Annotated in this window: 8 protein-coding genes and 1 pseudogene; 7 read left to right on the top strand and 2 right to left on the bottom strand. The window is 62.4% G+C overall.

Annotated elements, in window-relative coordinates; genetic code table 11:
• Positions 1 to 171: 171 nt before the first annotated feature.
• Positions 172 to 837, bottom strand: coding sequence for a hypothetical protein (locus X738_RS61280; RefSeq protein ID WP_023799978.1), 666 nt, complete (start codon positions 835 to 837; stop codon positions 172 to 174).
• Positions 838 to 1,336: 499 nt separating this feature from the next.
• Between X738_RS61280 and glmM the strand changes: the two genes are divergently transcribed.
• The 5 genes from glmM (at position 1,337) to serA (ending at position 7,840) form a co-directional block, all read left to right on the top strand.
• Positions 1,337 to 2,689 (top strand): phosphoglucosamine mutase, encoded by a 1,353-nt coding sequence (glmM, locus tag X738_RS61275; RefSeq protein WP_023799977.1) that lies wholly within the window; start codon positions 1,337 to 1,339, stop codon positions 2,687 to 2,689.
• A gap of 227 nt (positions 2,690 to 2,916) precedes the next feature.
• Positions 2,917 to 3,756 carry an outer membrane protein gene (locus X738_RS61270; RefSeq protein ID WP_023799976.1) on the top strand — a complete coding sequence of 280 codons (840 nt, stop codon included), beginning with the start codon at positions 2,917 to 2,919 and terminating at the stop codon, positions 3,754 to 3,756.
• A gap of 191 nt (positions 3,757 to 3,947) precedes the next feature.
• Positions 3,948 to 4,697 carry an outer membrane protein gene (locus X738_RS61265; RefSeq protein ID WP_023799975.1) on the top strand — a complete coding sequence of 250 codons (750 nt, stop codon included), beginning with the start codon at positions 3,948 to 3,950 and terminating at the stop codon, positions 4,695 to 4,697.
• 188 nt (positions 4,698 to 4,885) lie between these two features.
• Positions 4,886 to 6,061, top strand: coding sequence for a phosphoserine transaminase (locus X738_RS61260; RefSeq protein WP_023799974.1), 1,176 nt, complete (start codon positions 4,886 to 4,888; stop codon positions 6,059 to 6,061).
• Between the two features lie 180 nt (positions 6,062 to 6,241).
• On the top strand, positions 6,242 to 7,840 hold the full coding sequence (serA, locus tag X738_RS61255) for a phosphoglycerate dehydrogenase (RefSeq protein WP_031255292.1): 1,599 nt from the start codon (positions 6,242 to 6,244) through the stop codon (positions 7,838 to 7,840).
• A gap of 106 nt (positions 7,841 to 7,946) precedes the next feature.
• On the opposite strand, the gene X738_RS61250 is transcribed toward serA, so the two are convergent.
• Positions 7,947 to 8,837, bottom strand: a complete 891-nt coding sequence (locus tag X738_RS61250; protein ID WP_023799972.1) for a DMT family transporter — start codon at positions 8,835 to 8,837, stop codon at positions 7,947 to 7,949.
• A 313-nt stretch (positions 8,838 to 9,150) separates the two neighbouring features.
• On the opposite strand from X738_RS61250, the gene X738_RS61245 reads away from it, so the two are divergent.
• Positions 9,151 to 10,449, top strand: a complete 1,299-nt coding sequence (locus tag X738_RS61245; RefSeq protein WP_023799971.1) for an adenylosuccinate synthase — start codon at positions 9,151 to 9,153, stop codon at positions 10,447 to 10,449.
• 74 nt (positions 10,450 to 10,523) lie between these two features.
• Positions 10,524 to 11,449, top strand: a pseudogene (locus tag X738_RS61240) (hypothetical protein); the annotation flags it as partial.

Below are 11,449 nucleotides of genomic sequence, written 5' to 3'. Positions count from 1 at the left end.
GCGGATGCCGTGATGAGGGCTGATCTCCCCGCAAGGGGGAGATTGGCAGCGGCGCCGACAGCGCCTCGCTTGCAGCGCAGATACGGCATATCCTGGCCCTGCCTGCCACCGCCAGCAGCAAAAGGCCCGCGAACCGTCGCGAGCCTTGCTATCTTCGAATGTTAACGTCGATCAGCTCTTCAGCGCGGCATTGCAAAGACTGTAGAAGCCGCCACCGGTCTGGATCCACTTGAGGCCGCCCAGCGTCCCGGCCCCCTTGTTGGCTTGGTACTGGTCGCGGCAGGTGTACATGCGGGCCTTGGCCGGAGTTTCGCTGCTATATTTGTCCGAGATCGCCTTCGGAAACGTCACTCCCTGGGGAGCGGTCACGGTCGGCTTTTTCGGCTGGCTGGTGAGGCTTGCCTGATCGGCTGCCGGCTTGGTGTCGTCGTCGAAGGCACTGGCACCGCACTGGCTCATGCGGAAGTCGTTCCACTTCATGCCGTTCAGCGTGTTGCCGGCCTTGGCCGCCCGATATTTGGCGCCGCACTCCGCCCTGCTGAGGCCGCTGCCTGCATTGGCAGTTGCCGCTGCCTTGGTCGTCGCTGCGGCGGCCGCATCGGGCGTTGCAGCGCTGGTGCTGTTCGCCTTGGCTGGCGTGGCGTCGGTTGCGGCGGCGACGGTGGCGCATTCTGCCTTGCGGAACTGGTTCCAGTTCTGCCCGCCAAGTGTTCCGGCGTCCTTTGCCGCGTTATACTTGGTGCTGCATTCAGCCATGGTCAGCGCATTGGCGGGCGCTGCCAGGAATAAAGTCACGACGGCAAGACCCGTCAAAGTTGCAAGTCGATGGATAAGCATGTGTCTTCTCCCTCTGATGTTCACGTTATGTACCAAGCAAGCAATAGCACTCAACGAATGGTTGCGCCAGAGGCCAAATGGCGTAAAACCCTTCGGAAAGTGCATTATTTTGGATGAACTCGTTGCCAGCTCCTGCCCCCAGGCAATTTCCTGGGTGCATATGCACGGAAAACTTGTATAGAGCGGACCACTCTCCGGGAACTGCCTCGCATGACGGGCCGAGCGGGTCGGCCAGTGCGGCCGGCCCAGAATAACGCGACGGGGATTCCGACTTCGATGCCGCTGATTGGCACATGAAAGAATCCAGATGCGGTCTGAAGGTTCTGAACGCTGCTGGCGCAACCAGGGCAGGCAAATTCAAACCACTGACGTGACACAAAACACACAAGACAACAGTTTTCTAAGGAATGGTGCCCTATAATCATGAATTGTGATGATAGGGCTCGGGCCAATGTGTGGCATGACGTGCCGGCAATGAACCATCGGGAAGCTGACTAGCATGGCAGGAAGTTATTTCGGAACGGACGGCATTCGCGGCCGCGCCAATAGATTTCCAATGACGGCGGAGATCGCCATGAGGGTCGGCATGGCCGCCGGCCTTTCGTTCCAGCGCGGCAACCATCGTCACCGCGTCGTGCTCGGCAAGGACACCAGACTTTCCGGCTACATGATCGAGAATGCGATGGTGTCGGGCCTGTGCGCCGCCGGCATGGATGTGTTCCTGCTCGGCCCGATTCCGACGCCCGCGGTCGCCATGCTGGTGCGCTCATTGCGCGCCGACATCGGCGTGATGATCTCGGCCTCGCACAATCCTTACTACGACAACGGCATCAAGCTGTTCGGTCCCGATGGCTACAAGCTTTCCGACGAGATCGAGGAGCGCATCGAGGGCATGCTCGACAAGGATATCGAACTGGCGCTCGCCGACTCGGACGGGCTCGGCCGCGCCAAGCGCGTCGACGGCGTTCATGACCGCTATATCGAATTTGCCAAGCGCACGCTGCCGCGGTCGATGTCGCTGTCGGGCCTCCGCATCGTCGTCGATTGCGCCAATGGCGCCGCCTACAAGGTGGCGCCCGAGGCGCTGTGGGAACTCGGCGCCGAAGTTGTCGCCATCAACGTCGAGCCAAACGGCTTCAACATCAACAAGGAGTGTGGCTCGACCCATCCGGCCGGCCTGCAGAAGAAGGTGCATGAAGTGCGCGCCGATATCGGCATCGCGCTCGACGGCGACGCCGACCGCGTCGTCATCGTCGACGAGAACGGCGCGATCGTCGATGGCGACCAGATCATGGCGCTGATTGCCGAGTCCTGGCATCAGAGCGGACGGCTGGCCGGCGGTGGCGTCGTCTCGACGGTGATGTCCAATCTCGGCCTCGAACGCTTCCTCGGCGACATGAACCTGCAGTTGCACCGCACCAAGGTCGGCGACCGCTATGTCGTCGAGCACATGCGTGCGCACGGCCTGAACGTCGGCGGGGAACAGTCGGGCCACATCGTGCTGTCCGATTTTTCCACCACCGGCGACGGCCTCGTCTCGGCGCTCCAGGTGCTCGCCTGCATCAAGCGGCAGAACCGACCGGTCAGCGAATTGTCGAAGAAGTTCGCGCCGGTGCCGCAATTGCTGAAGAACGTTCATATTTCCGGCGGCAAGCCGCTCGAGGAGGCTCTGGTCAAGGCGGCGATCGAAGATGGACGCCAGCGCCTGGGCCAGGCTGGCCGCCTGGTCATCCGGCCGTCCGGCACGGAACCGCTCATCCGCGTCATGGCGGAAGGCGACGATCAGCAACTGGTCGAGGCCGTCGTCAACGACATCGTCGAGGTCATTTCGGAAACCCGCAGCGCTGCCTGATCCCCCAGTTTTTGCCAGCTTGAAAGCCCGCCTTCCGGCGGGCTTTTTCACGTGTTTCGCACGTCAAATCATCGGCGGAAATGACGCGAAAATCCTGTAAGATTTAGAGATTCATGGTTAAGCGATAGGGTTAAACGGCTTTTAACTTTTCCAATTCATTATCCACGACTGAAACCAATCAGATTCGGACGCGTTCGCTGTGCCGAGGGTTCTCAGGGGTGACAAGCATGTTCAATACAGCAAGAATGGGCCTCTTTGCCGCGCTGCTCGCGGGCGTGGCCGGACCAGTGTTGGCCGCCGACTTCGTCGAGCCGCCCGTGGTCGAGCCGGCCCCGCCGCCGCCCGTCTACGAGCAGCCGGTCGAATATGGCGGCTGGTACATTCGCGGCGACATCGACTACCACTGGTCGAAGTTCCGCGGCGGCGACTACATCACCTACGGGGCGGTTCCAGGCACTGGCAGCTTTGACAGCGGCAAGCTGGATGGCGCCTTCTCGGCCGGCGCCGGCGTCGGCTACCAGATCAACCGGCATTTCCGTACCGACCTGACCGCGGACTGGATGAGCAAATCCGATTTCCGCGGCTCGACCAGCGGCTTCTGCGGCATCAATCAGACGCCCTGCACTTCGACCGACCACTCATCCTATACGGCGCTGCTGCTCCTGGCCAATGCCTATGTCGATATCGGCACCTGGCACGGCGTCACGCCTTATGTCGGCGCCGGCATCGGCGGCGCCTGGGTCAAATGGGACACGCTGCACAACAATGACATCGACGGCGAGTTCGAGCATCATGGCGGCAAGGGCTGGCGCTTTGCCTATGCGGCCATGGCGGGCGCCTCCTACTGCCTGACCGATCGCGTCAAGCTCGATCTCGGCTACCGCTTCAGCCATATCGAGGGCGGCAAGATGTTCGACTACGCTTCAGACAGCAATGTCGGTCCCGGCCGTGACAAGGGCATCAATGTGCACGAAGTGCGCGGCGGCCTGCGCTACCAGTTCGGCAACTCGGACTGCGCCCAGCCGGAGCCGATCGCCTACGAACCCGAACCGGTTTACACCAAGTAATCGCTTCGAGAGCAGGTTTGCGGACCGCCCGGCAGAAGCCGGGCGGTTTTTTTCGTTGTGGCGGCAACGCGCATCAAAATCAATTCACTAACGCCCTGTTATCCTTAACCGGCACTTAACCACTATGGTTAACAATGCCCTGAAACGGCGCTCGCGATCGCGAATGGCGCCACCTTCGGGAGCCGGGGATCATGACAGTCAAATCGCGCATAGCACTGGCGCTTGCAGCAATCGCCCTGACGCCGTTGTCGCAGGCGCTTGGCGCCGACTACGATCCGCCGATCTATGTCGACCAGGCGCCGGACTATGTGCCGGTCGAAGTCGGTTCGGGATGGTATCTGCGCGGCGATGTCTCCTATCTGGTGCAGAAGAGCTTCGACAATGAGGACTTCGCCTTCGCGCCAGCGAACTTCGACGAAGAAGAGGATCACATCTTCGCCAGCATCGGCTTCGGCTACCATTTTAACGATTATCTGCGCGCCGATCTCAATCTCGGCTATCTGCCCGGCAACGAGATCAGCGTCAGCTATGACAACGGAACGACCGTGGCATCGGCGGACCTGGAGAACTACGCGTTCTCGGGCATGCTCAACGGCTATGTCGATCTTGGCACCTATGTCGGGATCACACCCTATCTCGGCGCCGGTATCGGTATTGTCCAGACCAGGCGGCGCCTCTCGGCGGACTACTTCACAGACAACGCCAACCCCGCCGACGATTTCGTCCGCGATGATAACGAGACCCATTACTCTTTCGCCTATACGCTGAACGCCGGCCTTGCCTACCAGGTGTCCAAGAACCTTTCAGTCGATCTGGGCTATCAATATTTTTCCGCACCCGACGCCGAATATACCACCGCACAGGATTTGGATTCCTATCCGATCGACAAAGGGATCAGCAATCATCAGGTCAAGGTCGGGCTGCGCTACGATCTCTGGTAGGCACGGCGAAAGCCTCGGGGATGCCAGCGGCGGACTTCGGTCCGCCGTTCTGTTTTTGGTCTGGGATGCGACCAGTATCCCGTCAGCGACAAAAACTTTCCTCTTGACGCCGGAAGCCTGAACGCATATCGCCGTCTGTGGGCCACCCCTCCCCAACGAGGGGCCACTATCTGGAAGGATAGACCACGATGACGATCCATACGAAGCCCGGACTGCGCCCGGCAAATCCCAATTTTTCCTCAGGTCCCTGTGCAAAACGCCCCGGCTGGTCAGTCGAGGCGCTGGCCAATGCCGCGCTCGGACGCTCGCACCGCGCCAAGATCGGCAAGACCAAGCTCGAACAGGCGATCGAGCTGACGCGGGAAATTCTCCAGGTTCCGGCAGATTATCGCATCGGCATCGTGCCGGCGTCGGACACCGGCGCGGTCGAGATGGCGCTGTGGTCGCTGCTCGGCGAACGCGGCGTCGACATGGTCGCCTGGGAGAGTTTCGGTTCCGGCTGGGTCACCGATGTGGTCAAGCAGCTGAAGCTCGCCGACGTGCGCAGGATCGAAGCCGGCTACGGCGCACTGCCGGATCTGACAAAAATCGACTTCGACCGCGACGTGGTCTTCACCTGGAACGGCACGACCTCAGGCGTGCGCGTGCCGAACGGCGATTTCATCCCGGCCGCCCGCAAGGGCCTGACCATTTGCGACGCCACGTCGGCGGCCTTTGCGCAAAAGCTCGATTTTGGCAAGCTCGACGTCGTCACCTTCTCCTGGCAGAAGGTGCTGGGCGGCGAAGGTGCGCATGGCATGCTGATCCTCAGCCCACGCGCCGTCGAGCGGCTGGAAAGCTACAAGCCTGGCTGGCCGCTGCCGAAAATCTTTCGCCTCACCTCGGGCGGCAAGCTCATCGAAGGCATTTTTAAGGGCGAAACCATCAACACGCCGTCGATGCTGTGCGTCGAGGATTATCTCGACGCGCTGCGTTGGGCGAAGTCGATCGGCGGTCTCGACGCATTGATTGCCCGCGCCGACGCCAACGCCGCCATTATCGACGGTTTCGTCGATAAATCCGCATGGCTCGGCCATCTGGCCACCGACCCGGCGACGCGGTCGAACACGTCCGTCTGTCTTTCCTTCACCGACCCCGACGTCGCCGCGCTCGATGCCGACGGACAAGCGGCGTTCGCCAAGGGCATCGTCTCGGCGCTCGACAAGGAAGGCGTCGCCTACGATATCGGCGCCTATCGCGATGCACCGCCGGGCCTGCGCATCTGGTGCGGCGCAACCGTCGAGACTTCCGACCTCGAAGCGCTGCTGCCGTGGCTCGACTGGGCCTTTGCCGCGCAAAAGGCGTCGCTCAAGGCGGCCGCCTGATCCCTCCCCTTCGAGGGGAGGGTGGCCCGAAGGGCCGGGTGGGGTCGCCTCCACCCAACTCAACGGTCCGCCATCCAGAAGAAAAAGATTTCGCCACGCCCGGCCGCAACCACCCCACCCCGGCACTTCGCGCCGACCCTCCCGTCAGGGGAGGGGCGCCAATCGCAAAGGATGAAGCCCATGCCCCGCGTTCTCGTCTCAGACAAACTCTCCACCACCGCCGTGCAGATCTTCAGGGATCGCGGCATCGAGGTCGACTACCTGCCCGATCTCGGCAAGGACAAGGAAAAGCTGCTCGAAGTGATCGGCCAGTATGACGGCCTCGCCATCCGTTCGGCGACCAAAGTCACCGAAAAGCTGATCGACGCCGCCACAAGGCTCAAGGTGGTCGGCCGCGCCGGCATCGGCGTCGACAATGTCGACATCCCGGCGGCGAGCCGCAAGGGCATCATCGTGATGAACACGCCCTTCGGCAATTCGATCACCACCGCCGAGCATGCCGTCGCCATGATCTTCGCGCTGGCCCGCCAGATACCGGAAGCCAATGCCTCGACCCATGCCGGCAAGTGGGAAAAGAACCGCTTCATGGGCACCGAGATCACCGGCAAGACGCTGGGCATCATCGGCTGCGGCAATATCGGCTCGATCGTCGCTACGCGCGGCGTTGGCCTGAAGATGCACGTCATCGCCTTCGATCCGTTCCTGTCGGACAGTCGCGCCGAGGAGCTCGGCGTCGAGAAGGTGGAACTCGACGAGCTGTTCGCCCGCGCCGATTTCATCACCCTGCACACGCCCTTGACCGACAAGACGCGCAACATCATCGACGCTTCGGCGATCGCCAAAATGAAGACCGGCGTGCGCATCATCAACTGCGCCCGTGGCGGGCTGATCGTCGAGGCCGACCTGATCGCGGCGTTGAAAAGCGGCAAGGTGGCAGGCGCCGGCATCGACGTGTTCGAGGTCGAGCCGGCGGAGAAAAGCGAGCTGTTCGGCATGGAGAATGTGGTGGCGACGCCGCACCTCGGCGCATCGACGATGGAGGCGCAGGAGAATGTCGCTCTGCAGGTCGCCGAGCAGATGGCCGACTACCTGATCAAGGGCGCCGTTTCCAACGCCATCAACATGCCGTCGATCACCGCCGAGGAAGCGCCGCGCCTAAAACCCTTCGTCAAGCTGGCCGAAGTGCTCGGCGCCTTTGTCGGCCAGGTCACCGAGGATCCGATCAAGGAGGTCGAGATCCTGTTCGACGGCTCGACCGCGACGATGAACACGCGCGCGCTGATCAGCGCCACACTTGCCGGGCTGATCCGGCCGCAGGTCTCCGACGTCAACATGGTTTCGGCGCCGATCATGGTCAAGGAGCGCGGCATCATCGTCGCCGAGGTCAAGCGCGACAAATCGGGCGTGTTCGACGGCTATATCAAGCTGACGGTCAAGACCGAGCACAAGACGCGTGCGATCGCCGGCACCTGCTTCTCGGACGGCAAGCCGCGCTTCATCCAGATCAAGGGCATCAACCTCGACGCCGAGGTCGGCCAGCACATGCTGTACACGACGAATGCCGACGCGCCCGGCATCATCGGCCTGCTCGGCACGGTCTGCGGCGAGAACGGCGTCAACATCGCCAACTTCCAGCTCGGCCGCAACCGGCCTGGCGGCGATGCCATCGCGCTGCTCTATCTTGATGCGCCGTTCCCGGAGAAGGTGCTGGAACAGGTGCGGGCGCACAAGTCGATCGACTCCGCCAAGCGGCTGCATTTCGACGTCGGCGTCGCCTGAATCATGCGCGAGCGCCCCGCGAGCTTTGTAAGCCCACGGGGCGTTTCGACAATGGCGTCGAAATATCGACAGAGTTCTTTCACGGCCCGTCACAGGTTTCCGGCTGTCAAATCGCCATTTTACGTCCGCTGTATTCAGCCAGGCTGATGCCGCCGAGCACCAGCACGAGAGCCACGCCCTGATAGAGCTGGAATGTCTCACCGACGATCAGCACCGACAGCAGCGTGCCGAAGATCGGCACCAGGTTGATGAACAGGCCGGCCCGGTTGGCGCCGATCAGTTCGATGCCCCTGATATAAAAAATCTGCGAGACGACCGAAGCGCCGGTCGCAGTGTAGAACGCTATCGCCCAGCCGCGCGCATCGGGGATGATGACCTTGCCGGCAGCCACCTCCCAGAGGAAGAAAGGCAGCGAGGTCACCAGTGCGGCAATCGACAGCGCCAGCATCAGGCTTTGCCAGCGTATGGCCGGCTTCAGCCGCAACCCGACCGAGTAGAAGCTGTAGCAAAGCACCGCGATCAGCATGATGGCGTCGCCGAAGTTGAGGTCCAGCTTGAGAAGCTGGCGCAGATCGCCGTGGCTGGCGGTCAGGGCGACGCCGATGATCGTCAGCACGACACCGGCGATCTGCACCCGGTTCACACGCAGGCGAAACAGCACGAAATTGGCGAGGATGATGACGACCGGGATTGCCGCCTGCTCGATCGAGACGTTGATCGCCGTCGTGTAGTTGAGCGCCGTGTAGAAGATCGCGTTGAAAAAGGTGAAGCCGCAAGCGCCGAGCCCGCCAAGCAGCAACCAATGCCTGCGCACCACCGGCCAGTCCTCGCGCAGCGTTCGCCAGCCGATCGGCAGCATGATCAGAACGGCCAGGAACCAGCGCAGGAAGACCAGCGTCATCGGCGAAATATGGTCGACTGCCAGCTTGCCGGCCACGGAGTTGCCGCCCCACAGCAAGGTGGTGAACAGCAGGAACAGATAGGCGGTTCGATGCATCGCGAAATTCCAGCCGGGGTGGGCAGGGTCATTGCCGACCTATTGTGGTGGTTCGCCCAAGTAAATGATGTCAAACGCGAAAATTGTTGTGCCTGAGGGCGCTTTCGGCGGCAAAGAATGGTCGCGCTCGCCGGGTGTTGACGTTATAGAACGACGTACGTCCACCTGGACGCACAAAGTACGCGTCTCAAGGCTTTGAACGTTCGCGTCGTGCTATCCGAAAATCGATTCCGATTTTCTGGCCGATGCGATAGAAGCCTGTCGTTTCGAACCATTCAAGCCGCTCGGAGCGGCGCCTCAAGGGAAAAGAAACATGGCCAATGTGGTGGTCGTCGGTTCGCAATGGGGCGACGAGGGCAAAGGCAAGATCGTCGACTGGCTGTCGGAACGCGCCGACGTCGTCGTGCGCTTCCAGGGCGGCCACAATGCCGGCCATACGCTGGTCGTCGACGGCAAGGTCTACAAGCTGTCGCTGCTGCCGTCCGGCGTGGTGCGGCAAGGCAAGCTGTCCATCATCGGCAATGGCGTCGTCTTCGACCCGCATGCCTTCGTCGCGGAAGTAGCGAAATTGAAGGCGCAAGGGGTCGAGGTGACGCCGGAGCGCCTGAAAATAGCCGAAAACACCGCGCTTATCCTGTCCTTGCACCGGGAGCTGGACGGATTCCGCGAAGACGCCGCCTCCAATTCGGGAACGAAAATCGGCACGACCCGTCGCGGCATCGGCCCCGCTTATGAGGATAAGGTGGGCCGGCGCGCAGTCAGGGTGATGGATTTGGCGGATTTGGAAACGCTGCCCTTGAAGGTCGACAGGCTGCTGACGCATCACAATGCGCTGCGCCGCGGGCTCGGCCACTCCGAAGTCACGCATGGCGCAATCATGAGTGAGCTGATTTCGGTCGCCGACGAGATCCTGCCCTATATGGACCGCGTCTGGAAGATCCTCGACGACAAGCGCCGTGCCGGCGAACGCATCCTGTTCGAGGGCGCGCAGGGCACGCTGCTCGACATCGACCACGGCACCTATCCGTTCGTCACCTCGTCCAACACGGTGGCTGGCCAAGCGGCCGCCGGATCCGGCGTCGGCCCGGGTGCCATCGGTTATGTTCTCGGCATCACCAAGGCCTATACGACGCGTGTCGGCGAAGGTCCGTTCCCGACCGAACAGAAGAACGAGATCGGCGAGTTCCTGGGCACGCGCGGCCACGAGTTCGGCGTCGTCACCGGCCGCAAGCGCCGCTGCGGCTGGTTCGATGCCGTGCTGGTTCGCCAAGCTGTCGCCGTAAACGGCATCAAGGGCATCGCCCTGACCAAGCTCGACGTGCTCGACGGGCTGGACGAGATCAAGGTCTGCACCGGCTACCGCCTCGATGGCGAGGCGATCGACTATCTGCCGGCCAGCCAGGGTGCGCAGGCGCGCGTCGAACCGGTCTACGAGACGCTGGAGGGCTGGAAAGGCACCAGCGCCGGCGCCAGAAGCTGGAACGATCTGCCGGCCCGGGCAGTCAAATATGTCCGTCACATCGAGGAACTGATCGGCGCGCCGGTCGCACTCCTTTCCACCAGCCCTGAACGGGACGACACAATACTTGTGACCGATCCGTTTCAAGACTAGATTCCAAGCTGTTCCGGGCATCGCGGCCGATTTGCGGGGGCCGGCCCAGAAACGAAATGCAGGTCGACTGAAGCATGGCAGATTTTGTTGGTGCTCTGAAAAAGACGCTCGACGGTCTTGGAAATCCGACGCCGGAGATACGCGCCAGGGTCTATGACAAGGCCCGTTCGACAATCGCGGACAAGCTTGCGAAGAACATACCGCCGCTGGCGCCGTCGGTCGTTGCCCAGCATAAGCGCACTCTGGAAGATGCCATCGCCATAGTCGAGCGGGGCTACGCCAAGCCTGCGCCGGTATCCGATCCGCTGTCGGAGCTGGAGGACATCTTCTCCTCGATCGACCGCAACAAGAACCAACCCAGCCATGTCCGACAGCCGGCAAAGGCCGAGCCGGCATGGCAGCCGGCCAAGACCGAGCCGGAATGGCAGCCGGCACCTGCCGCCAAAGCCTCGCTGAATTGGCAAAAACCGCCTCCAGAGGGCACCGATGCGGAGCCTTCGGACGCGGATCTTCCAGCGGCGTACGAGAACAGCGATAGCTTTAGAGACGATGTCTTCCCCAACGACGAGGAGCCGGCGCCGGACACTTTTCAGCGTCAGCATCCTGCCGAGCGCAGGCGCAGCTATGGCGGGCTGATCGCCGCTGTCATCGCCTTGCTCGTCATCGCGGGCGGCGGCTACGGCATCTGGCTGAACAAGGACGCGTTCAGCAACATGCTGGGTCTCAACAGCACGACGGTCGCAACCGTAGAACCGCTGGTGAAGCCGAGCCCGGCCGAGCGGCCGGCTGCCGATGCTGCGGCAAGGGCCCCGGCCGCAGCGGCTCCAGCCGATGCCGAGGGCACAAAGTTCACCCAGCGGCTGACACCGGAGGGCGGTGAGGTCGATCCCGGCCCCGCTTCAGGACAAGGCGGCATCGGAGAGGGCGAATCCGTCGCAGCACTGACCACGCCGCCGCCGGCCGCACCTGCGCCTGCAGCGCCGGCCGGTGATCCGCCAGC

The sequence above is a fragment of the Mesorhizobium sp. L48C026A00 genome, assembly GCF_000502375.1.
GTDB lineage: Bacteria > Pseudomonadota > Alphaproteobacteria > Rhizobiales > Rhizobiaceae > Mesorhizobium > Mesorhizobium muleiense.
Note: the sequence above shows the minus strand (reverse complement) of the source record. Positions and strands in the feature narration are given on the sequence as shown.